Origin of the sequence: Mesorhizobium sp. LNHC252B00, from assembly GCF_000502955.1 — a bacterium.
Taxonomy (GTDB): Bacteria; Pseudomonadota; Alphaproteobacteria; order Rhizobiales; family Rhizobiaceae; genus Mesorhizobium.
Genome location: NZ_AYWO01000024.1, coordinates 1 through 17655, shown reverse-complemented (window position 1 = coordinate 17655; position 17655 = coordinate 1). Strand labels below are relative to the sequence as shown.

General features: G+C 61.7%; 22 protein-coding genes. 16 read left to right on the top strand and 6 right to left on the bottom strand.

Annotated features, from left to right (window positions below; translation table 11 throughout):
• Positions 1-186: 186 nt before the first annotated feature.
• A complete protein-coding gene (locus tag X744_RS146325) occupies positions 187-498 on the bottom strand; it encodes a transcriptional regulator (protein WP_023761570.1) in 312 nt (103 codons plus the stop codon).
• A gap of 561 nt (positions 499-1059) precedes the next feature.
• On the opposite strand from X744_RS146325, the gene X744_RS146330 reads away from it, so the two are divergent.
• The gene (locus tag X744_RS146330; RefSeq protein WP_023761568.1) at positions 1060-1524 is read left to right on the top strand and encodes a hypothetical protein; all 465 of its coding nucleotides are present in this window, start codon (positions 1060-1062) and stop codon (positions 1522-1524) included.
• Positions 1525-1828: 304 nt separating this feature from the next.
• The gene (locus X744_RS146335) at positions 1829-2425 is read left to right on the top strand and encodes a glutathione S-transferase family protein (protein WP_023761567.1); all 597 of its coding nucleotides are present in this window, start codon (positions 1829-1831) and stop codon (positions 2423-2425) included.
• A 127-nt stretch (positions 2426-2552) separates the two neighbouring features.
• Here X744_RS146335 and X744_RS146340 read toward each other — a convergent pair whose 3' ends face one another.
• Complete coding sequence (locus X744_RS146340; protein WP_023761565.1) at positions 2553-3212, bottom strand: outer membrane protein; 660 nt, start codon at positions 3210-3212, stop codon at positions 2553-2555.
• Positions 3213-3623: 411 nt separating this feature from the next.
• Here X744_RS146340 and X744_RS146345 point away from each other — a divergent pair, with 411 nt between their 5' ends.
• The 7 genes from X744_RS146345 to X744_RS146375 all read left to right on the top strand — a co-directional run bounded on the left by X744_RS146345 (position 3624) and on the right by X744_RS146375 (position 8966).
• On the top strand, positions 3624-4388 hold the full coding sequence (locus X744_RS146345) for an SDR family oxidoreductase (RefSeq protein ID WP_023761564.1): 765 nt from the start codon (positions 3624-3626) through the stop codon (positions 4386-4388).
• Complete coding sequence (uvrC, locus tag X744_RS146350; RefSeq protein WP_023761563.1) at positions 4385-6448, top strand: excinuclease ABC subunit UvrC; 2064 nt, start codon at positions 4385-4387, stop codon at positions 6446-6448. Before X744_RS146345 ends, uvrC begins: the two co-directional genes overlap by 4 nt.
• A gap of 101 nt (positions 6449-6549) precedes the next feature.
• Positions 6550-7146 carry a CDP-diacylglycerol--glycerol-3-phosphate 3-phosphatidyltransferase gene (pgsA, locus tag X744_RS146355; RefSeq protein WP_023761562.1) on the top strand — a complete coding sequence of 199 codons (597 nt, stop codon included), beginning with the start codon at positions 6550-6552 and terminating at the stop codon, positions 7144-7146.
• Between the two features lies 1 nt (position 7147).
• On the top strand, positions 7148-7405 hold the full coding sequence (moaD, locus tag X744_RS146360; RefSeq protein ID WP_023761561.1) for a molybdopterin converting factor subunit 1: 258 nt from the start codon (positions 7148-7150) through the stop codon (positions 7403-7405).
• 1 nt (position 7406) lies between these two features.
• Complete coding sequence (locus tag X744_RS146365; RefSeq protein ID WP_023761560.1) at positions 7407-7883, top strand: molybdenum cofactor biosynthesis protein MoaE; 477 nt, start codon at positions 7407-7409, stop codon at positions 7881-7883.
• Between the two features lie 63 nt (positions 7884-7946).
• Positions 7947-8534 (top strand): META domain-containing protein, encoded by a 588-nt coding sequence (locus tag X744_RS146370; RefSeq protein ID WP_031260805.1) that lies wholly within the window; start codon positions 7947-7949, stop codon positions 8532-8534.
• A gap of 162 nt (positions 8535-8696) precedes the next feature.
• Positions 8697-8966, top strand: a complete 270-nt coding sequence (locus tag X744_RS146375; protein ID WP_023761558.1) for a hypothetical protein — start codon at positions 8697-8699, stop codon at positions 8964-8966.
• A 30-nt stretch (positions 8967-8996) separates the two neighbouring features.
• Here the strand turns inward: X744_RS146375 and X744_RS1000000172515 are convergent, their stop codons facing one another.
• Both X744_RS1000000172515 and ndk read right to left on the bottom strand, forming a co-directional pair.
• Positions 8997-9134: a hypothetical protein gene (locus X744_RS1000000172515; protein ID WP_245266810.1), complete on the bottom strand. Its 138-nt coding sequence runs from the start codon at positions 9132-9134 to the stop codon at positions 8997-8999.
• 111 nt (positions 9135-9245) lie between these two features.
• Positions 9246-9668 (bottom strand): nucleoside-diphosphate kinase, encoded by a 423-nt coding sequence (gene ndk / locus X744_RS146380; RefSeq protein ID WP_023761556.1) that lies wholly within the window; start codon positions 9666-9668, stop codon positions 9246-9248.
• Between the two features lie 285 nt (positions 9669-9953).
• On the opposite strand from ndk, the gene X744_RS146385 reads away from it, so the two are divergent.
• Positions 9954-10214, top strand: a complete 261-nt coding sequence (locus X744_RS146385; protein WP_023761554.1) for a DUF2934 domain-containing protein — start codon at positions 9954-9956, stop codon at positions 10212-10214.
• A 73-nt stretch (positions 10215-10287) separates the two neighbouring features.
• Here the strand turns inward: X744_RS146385 and X744_RS146390 are convergent, their stop codons facing one another.
• The gene (locus tag X744_RS146390; RefSeq protein WP_023761553.1) at positions 10288-10980 is read right to left on the bottom strand and encodes a glutathione S-transferase family protein; all 693 of its coding nucleotides are present in this window, start codon (positions 10978-10980) and stop codon (positions 10288-10290) included.
• A 61-nt stretch (positions 10981-11041) separates the two neighbouring features.
• Here X744_RS146390 and X744_RS146395 point away from each other — a divergent pair, with 61 nt between their 5' ends.
• Entirely contained in the window at positions 11042-11554 is a 513-nt protein-coding gene (locus X744_RS146395) for a DinB family protein (protein WP_023761552.1), read from the top strand.
• A gap of 159 nt (positions 11555-11713) precedes the next feature.
• On the opposite strand, the gene X744_RS146400 is transcribed toward X744_RS146395, so the two are convergent.
• Positions 11714-12673: a LysR substrate-binding domain-containing protein gene (locus X744_RS146400; protein WP_023761551.1), complete on the bottom strand. Its 960-nt coding sequence runs from the start codon at positions 12671-12673 to the stop codon at positions 11714-11716.
• Positions 12674-12783: 110 nt separating this feature from the next.
• On the opposite strand from X744_RS146400, the gene X744_RS1000000174585 reads away from it, so the two are divergent.
• The 5 genes from X744_RS1000000174585 (at position 12784) to X744_RS146425 (ending at position 17403) form a co-directional block, all read left to right on the top strand.
• Positions 12784-13617 (top strand): hypothetical protein, encoded by an 834-nt coding sequence (locus X744_RS1000000174585; protein WP_023761550.1) that lies wholly within the window; start codon positions 12784-12786, stop codon positions 13615-13617.
• 45 nt (positions 13618-13662) lie between these two features.
• Positions 13663-14583: a DMT family transporter gene (locus tag X744_RS146410; RefSeq protein WP_031260803.1), complete on the top strand. Its 921-nt coding sequence runs from the start codon at positions 13663-13665 to the stop codon at positions 14581-14583.
• Positions 14576-14779: a hypothetical protein gene (locus tag X744_RS146415; protein ID WP_023761548.1), complete on the top strand. Its 204-nt coding sequence runs from the start codon at positions 14576-14578 to the stop codon at positions 14777-14779. Before X744_RS146410 ends, X744_RS146415 begins: the two co-directional genes overlap by 8 nt.
• A gap of 152 nt (positions 14780-14931) precedes the next feature.
• The gene (locus X744_RS146420; RefSeq protein ID WP_023761547.1) at positions 14932-15390 is read left to right on the top strand and encodes a MucR family transcriptional regulator; all 459 of its coding nucleotides are present in this window, start codon (positions 14932-14934) and stop codon (positions 15388-15390) included.
• Between the two features lie 135 nt (positions 15391-15525).
• The gene (locus tag X744_RS146425; RefSeq protein ID WP_023761546.1) at positions 15526-17403 is read left to right on the top strand and encodes an ABC-F family ATP-binding cassette domain-containing protein; all 1878 of its coding nucleotides are present in this window, start codon (positions 15526-15528) and stop codon (positions 17401-17403) included.
• Positions 17404-17655 lie beyond the last annotated feature (252 nt).

The following is a 17655-nucleotide window of genomic DNA, read 5'->3' as shown; positions in this document are numbered from 1 at the left end:
CCCGTTTCGATCCTTTTTCGCGCCTGTGGCTTGATCGGCTGCGGGCAAGCGCGCCCACGCACCCGCGTCGACGGGATCATCGCCGAGGCCGATGTGGCCAAGATGGCGAGGTATCGCCAGTTACCCAGCGAGGACCTGTTGCGCATGCCGAAGATCGTGCGCCGGGTGAACCGCGCGATCGCCGCGCTATTTCCTGCGCGACGCCGCCTGGGCATGATCGAGGATTTTGCGTAGGAAAGCGGCGTGGCTGCGGAACGCGCGCCGTCCGCTCGTCGTCGCCCTGACGCGCGTCTGCGGCCGGCGTCCGACGAACAGCTTTTCGATATCGACATAGCCGGCCCTGGCCAGCGTATCGAGATGCGCGCCGAGATTGCCGTCGGTGACGTCCAGGATGGCCTTCAATTGGCTGAAGTCCAGCGCTTCCCGCCTTTCGAGCACGTTCAGGGTGGCCATGATCCTGAGCCGAGTGCTCTGGTGGATGATTTCGTCGGCACTCATCAGTCAGCTCCAATGCGGCGACGCCGGAGACCACCAACGGTGCGGCCGCCAGGAGGCGCCGTCGCGCCAATCTCGAACAGCGACACCGCCCCTTGCGCCTGTGTGATCAACATTGAAGCACTCGCATAGCTCGCGCAGAATACTCCGTGACGTAGAGTTATCTGTCAACTGACCTAAGAGCGAACGCCGGTATCATGCTTGACAAGGTGACGCGTCGATTGGCCGTCATGATGCGTGTAGATCGCCAGCTTGCACGAGATGATCGCGCCGTTGAAGCTGCAGGTCATCGTAACCGTGGCCGGAGATCGGCGCGCAAAGCTGGAGGCTGATCTTCACAGCTCCACGGTTGCAGCGTGTGGAGAGTGTCAGCCGTACACTTTGGGCAATGGTTGAAGATCAGCAGCGGATTTCTACGATGATCAGCACGATCATGTGCCAACCGTAACCAAAATTTAAGCTGCGAAAATCAGTCTATTGCTTCGCTGGCTAGCAAGCCGCGAGTCAGATATGCATGAGCGCGCCGGGTCATTACGGCCTTCGGCACAACGGAAGGGGCATCGCATGGCTAAGCAGTCATCCAAAGCACCGGCGTCCAAGGCACCGGCAAAGAAAGCACCCGTAAAAGCAGCGACGGCGAAGGTCGCAACTGCAGTGAAGAAAGCAGCACCTGCTGCCAAGCCGAAGGCAGCCGCGCCCAAGGCAAAGGCAGCGCCGGCCAAGAAGCCGGCGGCAAAGGCAGCGGCAAAACCTGCAGTGAAGAAGGCAGCTCCTGCCAAGGCAGCGGCTAAGCCGGCTGCGAAGGCGGCGCCGGCCAAGAAGCCGGCTGCAAAGGCCGCGGCAAAACCCGCTGTAAAGAAGGCAGCGCCTGCCAAGAAGCCGGCTGCGAAGGCAGCACCTGCCAAGAAACCGGCAGCCAAGGCTGCGCCGGCAAAGAAGGCGGCGGCAGCGAAATCTTCAGCGCCGGTGAAGAAAGCGGCACCCGCGGCCAAGCCGAAGGCAGCACCCGCGAAGTCCGGCAAGAAGTAATCGCGTCTCCCTCGCCGGGGGCAGTATCGAGACAGTCAAGGGTGGGTGCCGACAGGCGCCCCGCTCGTTGCTTCGGCACTCGGAAGGCGAGAACAGAGGCGGACGGAGGATATCTTTTCGCAGCTCCCAGGACTTCGCCGTAGGGCGGAGTCCGGTGGAGCTTTTTCTGTGTCAACGATGCGGATCAAAGGTTGCCGTGAGGCTTTTCGGTCTTGCCGCCGGCCGCCGGGTTTTCCGCTTTGGGTCATTGCTCGATCGCGCCTGATCGGTCAACACTGCCCGCCGCAAAACAGGAAACCGATTCATGCCGAAGCTGCTCTACGCGTCGTCTTCTCCCTACAGTTCCAAGGTGCGAATGGCAGCAGCCTATGCCGGCATCGCCGTCGATCTGGTGCCGATCAAGACTGAGGAGAAGCCAGCCGACTTGATGATCGCCAACCCGCTCGGCAAGATTCCGGTTCTGGTGCTCGATGACGGCCGCTCCATCCATGACAGCCGCGCCATCATCCAGCACCTCAACCGTTTGTCGAAGAGCGCGCTTTTTCCGCGCAATCCCGACAAGCGGCTCGAGGCGGAAGTGCTGGAGGCATTGGCGGACGGCATTTGCGACTGTGCGCTGTCGATGGTCTATGAGCGGCGCACGCGGCCTGACGAGATGGTCTACCAGCCCTGGCTCGACCGCCAATGGGGAAAGATCACGGCAGCACTCGATTTGCTCAACGCCAACCCGCCGAAGCTGCCGAAGAAAATCACTGCCGGCCAAATGGCGCTGCGCGCCTGTCTTGGCTATCTCTCTTTGCGCTTCGCCGGAAAATGGGAAAAGGGCCGCGCCCGGCTGACGCGCTGGGCAGCGCGTTTCGACGAGAAATTTCCAGAACTGAAGCCCTGCATTCCCGGGTGATCGCCTTGATCACCCCGGGTGATCCGCTTGATCACCCCGGGGTGACCGCCTCGATCAGCCGCGTGACCATCCGAACAAAAAAAGCCGGGCGCGAGGCCCGGCTTTTTCGTGTCGTGGCTTGAACGACTTAGAACTTCATACCAACGCCGAAGGTGACGCGGTTGTCGGTGGCCTTGACATTGCCAATGCCGCCGCCGAAGTCCTTGCTTCCGAAGTCGGTGTAACGATATTCGACGCGGCCGAACACATTGTCGGTCAGCTTGATGTCTGTACCGAGGCCGGCGGTCCAGCCGAGCATGGTTGCGGTGTCGCTGGTGCCAAGCACGGTGTCTTCCACCTTCAGGCTTCTGCCGGCGAGGCCGCCGGTGCCATAGAGCAGGATTTCCGGGGTCACAGCGTAGCCGAGACGGGCACGCAGCGAGCCTTCGAAGCCGGCCTTGGAGTCGATGCCGTTATCGTCACCCTTCACGCCGTTGTAGCCGAGTTCGGCTTCAGCACCGTAAACGAAGTTCTCCTGCTGCCACTGGTAGCCGCCGAAGACGCTGCCGACGAAACCCTTGGTATCGGTCTCAACGCCGAAATCCTTTTCCTTCGTACGGCCGCTGAAGCCATAGCCGACGTTGAGACCGGCATAGGGGCCGGCCCACGAAGCGACCGGAAGTTCGGCGACCGGCGCGGGTGCCGGCGGCTCTTCCTGGACGACGTCCGCGGCATAGGCAGTTCCGCTGAGGGCGAAGAGCCCGAGCGCCACGGCCAGCGGCCGTGCGAATTTGAAATTGGCTTGCATTGTTCTTTACTCCTTAAGCCACAGGACACAGGCTTGTTTCTCACGATCGCCATCTACCCGTCCGGGGGGTGAAACGGATCTGGCGTTCGCCGGTTCCAAATGTCGTGTCAAAATGCGGCTGAACCGAACCTGAACTTGGGTCATTCCCCGGCACGAATGAGGCAGAAACTTGACGTTGCATCTTCGCAACAGCGAAATGGCAGGAGCCATCCCGTGCTGCGCTGCACACCGCTTGGTGCAAGGAGTCCAGCGCCCTATATTCCGGTCGGGCGGCTCCGAGTCCGAGCGAGTCGAGACGCCGAAAAGGCCGTTTCGCCACAATGCTGCCCAAGGTGCGAACGCCATTTAACGCATGCCGGGCCATATTTCGCCGGCACCGTTTTTCGGGCCGAAATTGAGGATTGACACGATATGAGCAAAGCCACGGCCACGGCGCTGGTGACGGGTGGGGCAAAACGGATTGGTAGGGCAATCGTCGAGGATCTCGCCGCCCACGGGTTTGCCGTCGCCATCCATTGTAACCGCTCGCGTACCGAGGCCGATGCGTTGGCTGCCGGAATCAATGACGGGGGCGGCCGCGCCGCCGTGATCGCCGCCGACCTGACCGATACGGATGTCGTCGGCGACCTCGTCGGCCGGGCGCAAGCAGCGCTCGGGCCGATCTCGCTGCTGGTCAACAATGCGTCGCTGTTCGTCGACGATTCGGTTCTGGATTTCGACTGGCGGGCCTGGGATCGGCACTTTGCAGTGCATGTGAAGGCACCCGCGCTGCTGGCGCAGAACTTCGCCCGGGCGTTGCCTGAGGGGCAGGAGGGGCTGATCGTCAACATCATCGACCAGCGCGTCTGGCGGCCGACGCCGCGCTATTTCTCCTATGCCCTGTCCAAGTCGACGCTGTGGGCGGCAACGCAGATGATGGCACAGGCGCTCGGTCCCCGCATCCGTGTCAACGCCATCGGTCCGGGGCCGACCTTGAAGAACACACGCCAGGACGACGGCGATTTTGCCGCGCAAGTCGATGGCTTGATCCTCAAGCGCGGCCCGGAATTGCCGGAATTCGGCGCCACGATCCGTTATCTCTGGGCCGCGCGCTCAGTCACCGGCCAGATGATCGCGCTCGATGGCGGCCAGCATCTTGCATGGCAGACGCCCGATGTGACAGGCATGATGGAATGAGTCCTTTGGATCACAAGAACAAGCCGCGCGGCGGCGCCGATGATCTGCCCCCCGATATCGACCTCGAGGACGAGGCGGTCGAGGAGATCGTCGAACCTGCGGGTCCCGATGTCGCCTTCACCGCCATCGACTGGACACCTCATGCGGGCGACGCCGAAGGCATGGTCGGCGCCGAGGTGATCCAGACGCTGGTCAAGCGGCTGCCCAACGCGCCCGGCGTCTACCGCATGATGAATGCCGCCGGCGACGTGCTCTATGTCGGCAAGGCGCGCAGCCTGAAGAAGCGTGTCACCAGCTACGCGCAAGGCCGCTTCCACACCACCCGCATCGGCCGCATGGTGCGCGAGACATCGACGATGGAGTTCGTCGTCACCCGCACCGAAATCGAAGCACTGCTGCTCGAAGCCAATCTTATCAAGCGCTTGCGGCCGCGATTCAACGTGTTGATGCGCGACGACAAGTCGTTTCCTTATATCCTGTTGACCGGTGACCATATCTCGCCCGGCATCTACAAACATCGCGGCGCGCGTTCGCGCAAAGGCGACTATTTCGGCCCCTTCGCCTCCGCCGGCGCCGTCGGTCGCACGATCAACTCTCTGCAGCGCGCCTTTTTGCTGCGCAGCTGCACCAACTCTTTCTATGAGAACCGCACGCGGCCGTGCCTGCTTTATCAGATCAAGCGCTGCGCCGGCCCCTGCACCGGAGAGATCTCGCACCAGGACTATGCGAAGCTTGTCGCCGAAGCGAAGGACTTCCTGTCCGGCCGCAGCCAGAAGGTGAAGACGGAAATCTCGGCCGCCATGCAGCAAGCGTCTGAAGCTCTCGATTTCGAGCGCGCCGCGATCTACCGGGATCGACTGGCCGCCCTGTCGCATGTGCAGAGCCACCAGGGCATCAATCCGGCGACCGTCGATGAGGCCGATGTCTTCGCCATCCATCAGGAAGGCGGCCAGGTCTGCATCCAGGTGTTCTTCTTCCGCACCGGACAGAATTGGGGCAACCGCGCCTATTTCCCCAAGGCCGATCCGGCGCTGGAAGGATCGGAGGTGCTGGGCTCTTTCCTGGCGCAGTTTTATGACGACAAGCCGACGCCGCGGAACATTCTTCTGTCGCATCATGTCCAGGACCTGGAATTGCTGGCCGAAGCGCTATCCACCCGCGCCGGTCGCAAGGTCGCGATCTCTGTGCCGCAGCGCGGCGAGAAGAAGGATCTGACCGACAACGCGCTGCAGAATGCCCGCGAGGCGCTTGGCAGGCGGCTGGCCGAAACCTCCACACAGGGACGCCTGCTTGCCGGTTTCGCCGAAACCTTCGGCCTGGCCAAGCCGCCGGTGCGCATCGAAGTCTACGACAATTCGCACATCATGGGCACCAATGCGGTCGGTGCCATGGTGGTCGCCGGGCCGGAAGGTTTTGTTAAGAACCAATACAGAAAATTCAACATCCGCTCGACCGACATCACTCCCGGCGACGATTTCGGCATGATGCGCGAGGTGATGGAGCGGCGGTTTTCGCGGCTGCTCAAGGAGCATGGCGATGTTGCCGTTGCCGGCGATGCGGGCGGGGCGGGCGACGATATCGAGGATGATATCTCCGGCAGCTTCCCGGCCTGGCCAGATGTCATCCTGATCGACGGCGGCCAGGGCCAGATGACGGCGGTGCGCAAGATCCTTTCGGATCTTGGCATCGAAGATCGCGTGGTGGCGATCGGCATCGCCAAGGGCCAGGATCGCGACGCCGGCCGCGAGCGCTTCTTCGTCAGGGGCAGGGACTCATTTTCGCTGCCGGTCCGCGACCCCGTCCTTTATTTTGTCCAGCGCTTGCGCGACGAGGTCCATCGTTTCGCCATCGGTTCGCACCGCGCGCGCCGCAAGAAGGAGATGGTCAAGAGCCCGCTCGACGAGATCAGCGGCATCGGTCCCGGCCGCAAGCGCGCCCTGCTGCTGGCCTTCGGCACCGCCAAGGCGGTCAGTCGCGCCGCGATCGAGGATCTGCGCAAAGTCGACGGCATTTCCGAGCGGGTGGCGAAACTGGTCTACAATCATTTCCACGAGAGCTGACGGCCAGGGTCCCATTTTTGTCTGGCCAATCGATTGTCGCCTGTTGACCCCCTGCATTGGCATCTGATTTGAGTAGGCAGGCAGAAAGAGTTTTCCCAGATATGGCCCAGCGCGCTTTCAACCTGCCCAATATACTTACCTACGCCCGCATTATCGCGGTGCCGCTGGTGGTGCTGTGCTTTTTTCTTGAAGGGCATCTGAAGTCGAGCGACTTCGCCCGCTGGTCGGCGCTGGTCATCTTTCTGCTCGCCTCTATCACCGATTATCTGGATGGCTACCTGGCGCGCGCCTGGCAGCAGACCTCCAATATCGGCAAGATGCTTGACCCGATCGCGGACAAACTGTTGGTCGCCACCTGCCTGCTGCTGCTGGCCGCCGACACCGATCGCCATGCGGGCATTGCCGGTTGGTCGCTGTGGGCAGCGATCATCATCCTGTGCCGCGAAATCCTCGTCTCGGGCCTGCGCGAGTATCTGGCGGCGCTCAAGGTCTCGGTGCCAGTGACGCAGCTGGCAAAATGGAAGACCGCCATCCAGATGGTCGCTATCGCCTTCCTGCTGGCCGGGCCGGCCGGCGACAAGATCTTCCCGCTGACCACCCAGACCGGGCTGGTGCTGCTGTGGATCGCGGCCTTGGTTACGCTTTACACTGGCTACGACTATTTCCGCGCCGGCCTCAAACACATCATGGACGAGTGAGATGACGACCCGGCTGATTTATTTTGCATGGGTGCGCGAACGCATAGGCCTGCCCGAGGAAGACGTCGACCTGCCTGCTGGCATCGAGACGGTCGCTGACCTCTTGCGCTGGCTGAAATCGCGCGGCGAGGGCTACGAGCAGGCGCTGCAATATCCCGACGTGATCCGCGTCGCCATCAACCAGGAACATGTGGAGCACCGCGAGAAGATATCAGGCGCGCGCGAGATTGCGCTGTTTCCGCCGATGACCGGGGGCTGAGATGACCGGCGCGGTCGTACCTGTCGTGCGCATTCAGTCGCAGGATTTTGACGTCGCCGCCGAGATCGCCAGACTGACGCAAGGCCGCGCCGATATCGGCGCCGTCGTCACTTTCTCCGGTCTTTGCCGCGACGAGCAGGGCACACTCTCGGCGCTCGAGCTCGAGCACTATCCCGGCATGGCGGAAGCCGAGATCAGCCGCATTGCCGCTGAAGCGGTCCAGCGGTGGCCGCTGCAGGGTCTCACCGCGATCCATCGCCATGGCAAGATCGCGCCCGGCGACAACATCGTGCTGGTGGTGGCCGCCTCGGCGCATCGCCAGGCGGCATTCGAGGCGGCGAATTTTCTCATGGACTATTTGAAATCGCGTGCGCCGTTCTGGAAGAAAGAGCATCGCGCCGATGGTTCCGAGGGTGGCTGGGTCGAGGCCAAGGAAGCCGACGCCAGCGCCGCACAACGCTGGAAACCGTCCGAATAAATCCCGCCGCAGCCATGTATTGACCGCAATCCTTTGGCCAATTGACCGCAAGGGGAGATGGTCATGCTGGACAGGATCGCGGAGTTCTTCGTCTTCGGCTTCGTGCCTCTGGTCGTCGGCATGTTGGCCGTGCCGGGACCGTCTGTTGCCGCTGGAAAGACCGTGAGAGGCGAGGTGATCTATCGCGAACGCATCGCCTTGCTGCCCAGTGCCGTACTTTCCGTACAACTTGCCGACGTGTCGCGGGCCGATGCGCCGACGGACGCGCCGCAGACCATCATGCTGAAGATGGTCACGCCGAGCGCCGAGCCAACGGGTTCCGTCTTGGACCAGCTCTGGCTGGTCGACTATGTCGACGGCATGGGCGCCAGCACCGCGCCGCAGGCGACGTTCAGCGTCAGCGAGGCAGGCAAGGCAGGCGGCAAGGGCCCCTGCAACACCTATTTCGCCACCGCCAAGATCGATGGCCGGACGATCGCGATCAGCGATATCGGCTCGACCTACAAGGCCTGTGCGCCCGAGGTGATGGCTGAGGAAAAGGCGCTGTTCGATGCGTTGGCCAAGGCTGCGTCATACAATGTCGCTGCTGGCAAGCTCATCATTGCCGACAAGGATGGCCGCGAGATCCTGCGCTTCAGCGCCGCAAGCTAGCGCAAATCGCATTGCCAAAACTTTTTCGGAATAATTTGCGCAAGAGAAGCGTTTCTCTCCCAGACATGGCGGGCAAGGCAAAGGGGATATTTCGAATATCCCTTGGTTGAAGCCGCCAGACCTGCTGCGGCTCGTTCTGGCTTAACTCAAAGGAGTCCAGAGATGAAAACGCACACGCTTATCCTTGCTGCCGCAGGCGTATCGCTCCTTGCCTTTACCGGCCTTGCGTCGGCGGACGATCATTTGGTCAATGCCCTTGAGCATGGTCTCAGCGCCGATGGCCAGCCGTTCCACACCAACAAGGCCGGCCACAGCGGCGATCTCGCGCCTGGGCAGGGTAGTCCATTTGCGGGTGCCGATACCCAGACACCGGCCACCGATACGGAGGCAGCGAACGCCCATGCGAACGTGAAGGATCGCCAGCCGAAGTGACGAGAACCCGCCGTGGCGGCGGCGGGCCCCTCAAGCCATCGTTTGTTCGAATACGGCGCCATAGGGCGGCACCTCGACCAGGTTGGCAAGCCTGAGTCCACCCTCCTCGGCGGCCGCCACAGTCTGTTCCGGAGACAGCCTCAATTTCGGTCCTCGGTCCGGCTCCATGTCTCATCCAAGTACATGCAGTTCGCACGCAGGGCTGACTGACTGTTCGGCCATGAAAAAAGGCCGGCGAAACGCCAGCCTTTTTACGTGATCACGCTTTGGACTGTCGGCTCAGCCGACGATCTCGGTATCCGAGAACCAGTACTTGATCTCTTCCGCCGCGGTCTCCGGCGCATCGGAGCCGTGCACCGAGTTTTCGCCGATCGACAGCGCATGCACCTTGCGGATCGTGCCTTCGGCGGCATTGGCCGGGTTGGTGGCGCCCATCACTTCGCGGTTCCGGGCAATGGCGTTTTCGCCTTCCAGCACCTGCACGACGGTCGGTGCCGACGACATGAATTCAACCAATTCGCCGAAGAACGGGCGGTCCTTATGCACGGCGTAAAAGCCTTCCGCCTCACGGCGGCTCATCCAGACCCGGCGCGAGGCGATGACGCGTAGGCCGGCCTCTTCCAGCATCTTGGTGATGGCGCCGGTGAGATTGCGCCGGGTTGCGTCCGGCTTGATCATGGAAAATGTGCGTTCGAGCGCCATGGGTCGTCCTTGTCTGAGAATGGAATTGAGGGTGGCGGGCTCTATACAAGCCGTCCGGCCCATTGCCAAGGGGCGAGACCGACAGTGTCGTAAGCAGACGAGTTGTCTGGATTAGGTAGCAGACGAGTTGTCCGGTTTCATCGCGAGCCACTGGAGGTTGGGGGTGAGGCCAAAGCGGGGCGCCGATGGCAGGCCGGAGGCGAGATCGGATGGCTGCACAGCAACGCTTTGCTTGCTATAGTCACCTGTCGGCGCCGCGCTGAAGTCGGCCCGCATGGAGATAACATGACCATGGCAGACGATCGTCAGGAACGCATTCGCAACCGCGCGCATCAGATCTGGCTGCAAGAGGGACAGCCGGCTGGACACCATGACCGCCATTGGCATCAGGCGGCGGCCGATGTCGCCCAGGAGGATGCCGCCGGAGCGGCGACGGCCAAAAAGCCAACCACGAAGGCAGCTGGCGCCGCCAAGGCAAAGGCCGCCCCCAAGGAAGCAAAGGCTGCCACCAAGGCCAGCAAGCCAAAGAAGGCGTCGGCCAAGTAAAGCTCTCCTCGCTACCGAGCTTTTCTGCCGGACATCGGCGGCCTTCGTGCTGTCTTGCAGCAGGCGTTCGGCGTCACGCTGCCGCGGCCACCTTTCGTCCCAGCCCGCCATGCAGGTCTAGGCAGCGGGCGAACCATTGCGCCACCACGTCGCCGTCGTCGAGCAGTTGGTAGGGCGAGGCTATGCGCGCCCATTGCAGCGCGCCGAAGACGATATAGTCTGCAAACAGCGGCGATGCACCGCCGATGAAAGGCTGATAGCCGAGCATTGAACGCAAGGGTTCCAGCGAGGCCCTGAAGTTGCCGAGCCCGGCCTCCCGGGTTGCCATCACATCTTCCAGCCGCTTGCCAAGACGCTGCTCCCGGCTCTGGCGGAAATAGGCGGCGTTCTCCGCGTCCTGCATGGCATGCAGGTCGATGATCGCCGCGGTGGTCACATAGGGGTGAATGGTCAGTTGCGACCAGCGTTCGATGAAGCGCGCCATCGCCTTGCCACCTTCGCCGCCAAACAGCGTCGGCCGGTCCGGATAGGCTTCATCGAGATAGAGAGCGATTGCGAAGGAATCCGAAACGACCGTCTCGCCGTCGCGGATCACCGGAACGGTTTTCGAAACGCCGCCCTCGACAGCGGGCACCTCGAGAAAGCGCGTCGGCGCGGTTGCTGTGTCGAGCCCCTTGTGGGCAAGCGCCATCGCCACCTTCCAGCAATGCGGGCTGAACGGACGTGCGGTGTCGCGTCCGACGAGGTCATAGAGCAGAATGGTCATTGGCGGCGGCCCTCTCGCGGGTTAGGTAGGCCTCCTTATCGACGCGAGCCGAGGGGAAACCATGAGACAGCATTTCATGATGTTTGCGGCCTATAATCAATGGGCCAACAACCGCATCTATGATGCCGCCGCGGAACTCGACGAAGAGGAATTCAACCGCAATGTCGGCGCCTTCTTCGGCTCGATGATGGGCACCCTCAACCACCTGCTGACAGCCGACCGCATCTGGATGAAGCGCTTCACCGGCGAAGGCGACGCGCCGACAACGCTGGACGCCATCCTGCATCGGGGCTTGCCCGGTCTGCGGATGGCGCGTGAAGCCGAGGACAGGAGGATCATCGATTGGGTCGGCGGCCTCAATGACAAGGCTTTGACGGGCCGCTTCACCTACATGACAGTCTCGGACATGCGCACGGTTTCGCAAAGACTGGCGCCGGCGCTGGACCATGTCTTCAATCATCAGACTCACCATCGCGGCCAAGCGCATGCAATTCTGACCATCCTGGGACGGCCAAGCCTGGGGTTGGACCTGATGCTCTTCCAGCGAAGTGAGGAAGGCAGGGCTTTCGCCTGATCCTGGCGATGTTTGGCGGTTGTGAGTCCGAAGCCTGAGGGCCCTCGCTTGCTATCGCTGCATTTTGTGCTGCAGCATCGTCCTTACGTCAGGCCACTAACCAGTGGCTCTCAACGGACTCTTGCTGGTCGGATCTCATCGGCAGACAACGAAATGGTGTCAGACAGCCATCGCGGCCTCGCCGCTGGTTTCGCTGTCGAGCTGGCGCTGCGTCAGAGCCGCTTCCGCCATCACCCATTGCTTGAAAAGCACAACCTTGCGTGTGGCAAGGCGTTGTGGGGGAGAGACAAAATACCAGCCGGCCGTGTTCGGATGATGGACGGCAAACGGAGCCACAAGCCTCTCGGCACGGATATCGCTGGCCATATAGGCACGGTTGGCCACCGCAAAACCCATCCCGGAATTCGCTGCCTCGTAGGACATCATGCACGAGTCGAAATAGATGCTTTTGGCCTTGCTGAGTACGAAGCTGGCGCCGGCGAAACCAAGCCAGGATTGCCAGTTCTGGGTGCAGGTATCGGAATGCAGCAGCGTGAAGTGCCTGAGATCGTCCGGTGTCACCTTCGACAACTGCTTGTCGCCGAGAACTTCGTGGAACAGCTTGCGGCTGCACACCGGTGTCAGGTCTTCCCGAAACAGCAGATCCGATTGCAGCCCGTGAAAATGATCGTCGCCATAGCGGATTTCAAGATCGAACTCGGAGGTCGTGAACTCATGCGTCGCATAGGAGGTCGAGACCCGCATCACGATATCGGGATATTGCTGCTGGAACAGCGGCAGGCGCGGAAACAGCCAGCGTGCCGCAAAGGTCGGCAGCACTGATATCTTCAACACATGTTCCTGGGATTGCCCTGTCGCTTCCATGCTGGCAGCGACGATTCGCTCCAGCGCCTCGCGAACGCGCGAGACATAGGTCTCGCCCTCCGGCGTCAGCGACACAGCATTGCCGCCGCGCTGGAAGATCTTGAATCGCAGCTGATCCTCCAGGCTTTTGACGCGCTGGCTGACCGCTGAAGCGGTGATAAACTGTTCTTCGCCGGCGCGCGTGAAATTTCCGTGCCTCGCAGCACTTTCCACGATTTTCAGCGAATTGAGGTTGACCTGACTGAGCAGACGCACGGTTTCGACCTTAAGCTGAGCTTACACTAGCACCAGCATTCCTAATTTTACAGGGGGTGCTAATTTAATCGACTGCTAACTAAGTGATTACCCTCACTTGGAGAAGTACAATGAACGCCCATACCATACCCGAATTGCGCTATGCGATGAGCCGCGAGGCCATCATCGGTCACGAAACCGCCTGGAAAGTGTCGAATTTCGGCGTCGCGCAATATCTGCATGGTTACGATCCGGCACTGCTTGCCGCGATCGAGGAGGCTGCTCTGAAGCTCAAGGCCAGCCATGCCGTGCACAAGCACCTCGATCTGACCTTCATCACCGGGGCAGACCGTTTCATCCCCGAGATCAAGGAACTGCTGCATGACAAGCTGCGCCTGGAGCGGCTGTCGGACATGATGGGCACCAAGCTGGAGCCCTATCCGCTGTCGATCGTCGGCTCGACGGTTACTTTCATGAATCCAAAGGACGGCGCCGTGGAATGGCATTGCGATGGCGTTCCTGTCACCGAACTCATTCCACTGTCGATCAGCAATCCGCTGGTCGGCGGCCATCTCGAAATCTACTGCGACGACTCCGAAACCGGCCGCGCTATCCTCGAATCCGGCCGCGAGATTCCCCGCAACCGCGTCATGCGCATCGATCACAAGATGAACTACGCGACGCTGGGGCAGTTCCTGGGCGTCCTGCATCGCACCGCCCCGATCCGGTTCGGCGAACGCGTCACGCTGGTGCTCAACCAGCGCTCGGTGGCCAAACCCTATGTCGACGACAACCGCATGTTCTATCTCGCCGCCGACAACGACCACGACCGTGAGTGGGTCGGCGAACTGGCCGAAGATGTCTGGACCAACCAGCTGCCGGCCTATCGCCGGTTCGAGGCAGAGCATCCAGTGCCTGCCGCCGTCGACGCGCCGGTTCCGGGTGGAGCCAGGGAATCATGGTGATTAGCCATGATTCTGAAAAATGGGAACCGGTTTTCGGGCAGGACCATGGTTGAGCATAGTGCTCGATGCCGATTGTTCAGGCATGGATCGGGCTCGATATCCGCGCTGGTTTTCGCCGCCGGCGCGGTGGCGTTATGGTCGACCAACGCGCTGGTCGGCAAATCCCTGCTGGCCAGCCACCCAGTGTCGCAGGTGCAGTTCCTGCAGTTTGCAGGCGCCGCAATCGTCTTTGCTGCCATCCGGTTGATGAGCCGGGAAAACGCCGCGCCGGTCGCGGCCGGAGCCGCACCCATGGCTCTCGCGGTCGGCTTCATCGGCCTGGTCGGCACCATGGTGCTGCAATACATAGCCTTCTCGTCGATGCCGGTGATCGAGGCCAATCTGCTGGCCTACACCTGGCCGTTGATGGTCGCGGCGGCGGTCATCATTTTGGAAAATCCGCGGCGCCCGGCTCTGCTTGGCGTTGCCGCGGTGGTGGGTTTTATTGGCGTTGCTTTGGTGATTTCGGGAGGGCTCAACCAATCCTGGCTCCAGGGCGATCTCGTCGGCTATCTCACCGCATTCGGATCCGCACTGTGCATGGCATTCTATTCGATCATGGTGGGCCGGGTTGCCACCTCACCGGATCGTCTGTTGCTGCCATCGGCGCTGATCGGCGTCGCCATGACGTTTCTGTGGTGTGTTCGAGACGGTTTCACCTGGCCCTTCGGTACGGACCTGGCCCTCGGCCTCTATCTGGGCGCCGGCCCGATGGGGTTGGGCTACTATTTCTGGTCTCGCGCCCTGAAGCTCGAAGGTAGCGGCAAGGTCGCGGTCGTCGCTTATCTCACGCCGGTCGCTTCGACCCTGCTGCTAACGCTGTCCGGTGAACGGCTGACGATGACGGCCATTGTCGGAGCCGTCCTGGTCATCGGCAGCTGCGTCACGGTCGGCGTGGAACGATCGGAGGCCGAAAACCATGTTTGACGAAAATGAACGCCTGGCCGTTCGGGAAGCGCTTTGGCTGATCAAGGAATTCGGCGCGGAGGCGCCGCTCTATGCCGCGATGAAGGCCGAAAAGGCGATAGAACAGAAGGATTTCAGGCGTTGCGCACTCTGGAGGCGTATTTTAGAGATATTGGCCGATGGCCCCGCCGTGAAATCTGCTGGTTCGAAGTATTAGATTTTCTAAGTTGCGTGACGTCGATTTCGGATGAAAGCTACTTTTGCCGATTCTTTGCTCCTTGTTGAGATTGGCGGTCCGTTGGGGGACGCGGTTAAAGAGATACATCGACGTAAGTCTTCGCTGGGGTGGAGGATTTTGTCGCAAATAGGATGAAAGAATTGTCAAATATCGATGATAAGACCGTTATCGAGCTAACGGCCGATATTGTCTCGGCCTATGTAGGCAACAATCCACTTCCGGCTTCTGGCTTGCCTGAGTTGATTGCTAGCGTCAGTGCTTCGGTTCGCAAGCTCGCCGGTGCAGTTGTCACGGAAACGCCAAATCTTGTTCCGGCAGTGAATCCGAAGAAGTCGGTGTTTCCTGACTACATCATCTGTCTTGAGGACGGGAAGAAGTTCAAGTCTCTCAAGCGGCATCTACGGACCGACCACGGCCTGAGCCCGGACGACTACCGCGCCAAATGGGGTCTGCCGCCGGACTATCCGATGGTTGCGCCAAACTACTCGGCGACGCGGTCGGCGCTGGCAAAGTCGACGGGACTTGGCCGCAAGCCGGCAGCAGCGCCGGCCGCAGCGGCCAAGGCGACGAAGCGCAAGGCGACTGTCTGAATCCTGCCTGGCCGGTAGGCGAGTCGTGATCGACTGCTTCGACGACGCCCTTGCGGGCGTCGTTTCCAGGCCGTGTGCGGCCAACTGGCCCGCAAGGCCTTGCGAAGCGTTGGTGTCCGGTGCAAAAGCGCGGCCATGCTGATCATCAACGACCTTTCGCTCCGGATGGCCGGACGCCTGCTTCTTGACCATGCCTCGCTGACCTTGCCGGCCGGCACCAAGGCCGGCCTTGTCGGCCGCAACGGCACCGGCAAGACGACGCTGTTCAAAGCTATCACCGGGGATTTTCCCTCGGAGACAGGCTCGATCGGTCTGCCGAAGAGCACCCGCATCGGCCAGGTGGCGCAGGAAGCTCCGGGTACCGAGGACGCGCTGATCGAGATCGTGCTCAAGGCCGATCTCGAACGTTCGGCGCTGCTCGAAGAGGAAAAGACGGCAACCGATCCCCACCGTATCGCCGACATCCACATGCGGCTGGCTGACATCGACGCGCATTCCGCCGAATCACGCGCCGCCACCATTCTTGCCGGCCTTGGCTTCGATGACGCCGCGCAGCGGCGACCGGCCTCGTCCTTTTCCGGCGGCTGGCGCATGCGCGTGGCACTCGCCGCCGTGCTGTTTGCCGAGCCCGACCTTCTGCTGCTCGACGAGCCGACCAACTATCTCGACCTCGAAGGCACGCTGTGGCTGGAAAACTATGTGTCGAAATATCCGCACACAGTGCTCTTGATCTCGCACGATCGCGACCTGCTCAACCGCGCCGTCAACTCGATCGTTCACCTCGACCAGAAGAAGCTGACCTTCTGGCGCGGTGGCTACGACCAGTTCGAGCGCCAGTACACCGAGCAGAAGGAGTTGCAGGAGAAGGGCCGCGTCAAGCAGGAGGCCGCCCGCAAGCACATGGAATCCTTCGTTGAACGCTTCCGCGCCAAGGCCTCCAAGGCGAGGCAGGCACAGTCGCGCATCAAGGCACTGGAGAAGATGAAGCCGATCGCGGCAATCGTGAACGATTCGGTGCGGCCATTCTCATTCCCCGAACCGGTGAAGACGGTGGCCTCACCGATCGTGGCGCTCAACAACGTCAATGTCGGCTACACCGAGGGGCAGCCGATCCTGAAAAAGATGACGTTGCGCATCGACGCCGACGATCGCATCGCGCTGCTCGGCGCCAATGGCAACGGCAAGTCGACGTTCGCCAAATTGCTGTCCGGCCGGCTGAAGCAAGAGAGCGGCACCATGACGGTGGCGCCCGGGCTGAAGGTGGCGATCTTTGCCCAGCATCAACTCGACGATCTCAGGCCGGAAGAGAACGCCTATGAGCATGTCCGCCGGCTGATGCCGGAGGCCCCGGAATCGAAGGTGCGCGGTCGTGTCGCGCAGTTCGGCCTCACCACCGAGAAGATGAACACCGCCGCCAAGGATCTATCCGGCGGCGAGAAGGCGCGGCTGTTGATGGGGCTGTCGGCCTTCGAGGGTCCGAACCTGTTCATCCTCGACGAACCGACCAACCATCTCGACATCGACAGCCGCGAATCGCTGATCCATGCGCTGAACGAGTTTCCCGGCGCCGTCATCCTGATCTCGCACGACCGGCATCTGCTGGAAGCGACCGCAGACCGGCTGTGGCTGGTCAAGGACGGCGCGGTCAACCCGTATGATGGCGACCTGGAAGACTACAAGACGCTGGTCACCGGCGTATCAGGCGACCGCCGCGGCAAGCGCGAGGCCGACAAGGCGTCAAAAGCCGATCGCCGCCGCGATGCGGCAGCGCGCCGCGCCGCTTTTGAGCCGCTGGCGAAGGAGATCCGCGCCACCGAAGCGCTGATGGACCGCATCCGAAAGCGCATCGACGGCATCGAGGACGAGCTGTCGAATCCGGCTGTCTACGAGAAGGATCCGTCGACAGCGACCCGACTGGCCAAGGAGCGCTCGCAACTCGCCCAGACGCTGGCCGGCCATGAGGAGAAATGGCTGACCATGTCGGCCGACTATGAGGAAGGTACGGCGGAGTAGGGGGCGTAATCTCCCCACCTGTGGGGGAGATGCCCGGCAGGGCAGAGGGGGGCGCTGGCCCGCCAACCTATCGGCCTTTTGCCCCAGCACCGCGCCGGTGTTGATCAGAGCAGGATCGTACCAAAAGTTGGCGATCCTTCGCGCCCCCCTCTGTCCTGCCGGACATCTCCCCCTCGTGGGCAGGGGAATCGCACATGAGTACAAAGGGACTCTTGTGTGGTGTGCGGAAATCGATTCTGAAAGGACCTCTGG

Bases quoted from the DNA above. Each gene is read 5' to 3' on its own strand.
- X744_RS146325 (WP_023761570.1), bottom strand. From the start codon at position 498: ATGAGTGCCGACGAAATCATCCACCAGAGCACTCGGCTCAGGATCATG.
- X744_RS146330 (WP_023761568.1), top strand. From the start codon at position 1,060: ATGGCTAAGCAGTCATCCAAAGCACCGGCGTCCAAGGCACCGGCAAAG.
- X744_RS146335 (WP_023761567.1), top strand. From the start codon at position 1,829: ATGCCGAAGCTGCTCTACGCGTCGTCTTCTCCCTACAGTTCCAAGGTG.
- X744_RS146340 (WP_023761565.1), bottom strand. From the start codon at position 3,212: ATGCAAGCCAATTTCAAATTCGCACGGCCGCTGGCCGTGGCGCTCGGG.
- X744_RS146345 (WP_023761564.1), top strand. From the start codon at position 3,624: ATGAGCAAAGCCACGGCCACGGCGCTGGTGACGGGTGGGGCAAAACGG.
- uvrC (WP_023761563.1), top strand. From the start codon at position 4,385: ATGAGTCCTTTGGATCACAAGAACAAGCCGCGCGGCGGCGCCGATGAT.
- pgsA (WP_023761562.1), top strand. From the start codon at position 6,550: ATGGCCCAGCGCGCTTTCAACCTGCCCAATATACTTACCTACGCCCGC.
- moaD (WP_023761561.1), top strand. From the start codon at position 7,148: ATGACGACCCGGCTGATTTATTTTGCATGGGTGCGCGAACGCATAGGC.
- X744_RS146365 (WP_023761560.1), top strand. From the start codon at position 7,407: ATGACCGGCGCGGTCGTACCTGTCGTGCGCATTCAGTCGCAGGATTTT.
- X744_RS146370 (WP_031260805.1), top strand. From the start codon at position 7,947: ATGCTGGACAGGATCGCGGAGTTCTTCGTCTTCGGCTTCGTGCCTCTG.
- X744_RS146375 (WP_023761558.1), top strand. From the start codon at position 8,697: ATGAAAACGCACACGCTTATCCTTGCTGCCGCAGGCGTATCGCTCCTT.
- X744_RS1000000172515 (WP_245266810.1), bottom strand. From the start codon at position 9,134: ATGGAGCCGGACCGAGGACCGAAATTGAGGCTGTCTCCGGAACAGACT.
- ndk (WP_023761556.1), bottom strand. From the start codon at position 9,668: ATGGCGCTCGAACGCACATTTTCCATGATCAAGCCGGACGCAACCCGG.
- X744_RS146385 (WP_023761554.1), top strand. From the start codon at position 9,954: ATGACCATGGCAGACGATCGTCAGGAACGCATTCGCAACCGCGCGCAT.
- X744_RS146390 (WP_023761553.1), bottom strand. From the start codon at position 10,980: ATGACCATTCTGCTCTATGACCTCGTCGGACGCGACACCGCACGTCCG.
- X744_RS146395 (WP_023761552.1), top strand. From the start codon at position 11,042: ATGAGACAGCATTTCATGATGTTTGCGGCCTATAATCAATGGGCCAAC.
- X744_RS1000000174585 (WP_023761550.1), top strand. From the start codon at position 12,784: ATGAACGCCCATACCATACCCGAATTGCGCTATGCGATGAGCCGCGAG.
- X744_RS146410 (WP_031260803.1), top strand. From the start codon at position 13,663: ATGGTTGAGCATAGTGCTCGATGCCGATTGTTCAGGCATGGATCGGGC.
- X744_RS146415 (WP_023761548.1), top strand. From the start codon at position 14,576: ATGTTTGACGAAAATGAACGCCTGGCCGTTCGGGAAGCGCTTTGGCTG.
- X744_RS146420 (WP_023761547.1), top strand. From the start codon at position 14,932: ATGAAAGAATTGTCAAATATCGATGATAAGACCGTTATCGAGCTAACG.
- X744_RS146425 (WP_023761546.1), top strand. From the start codon at position 15,526: ATGCTGATCATCAACGACCTTTCGCTCCGGATGGCCGGACGCCTGCTT.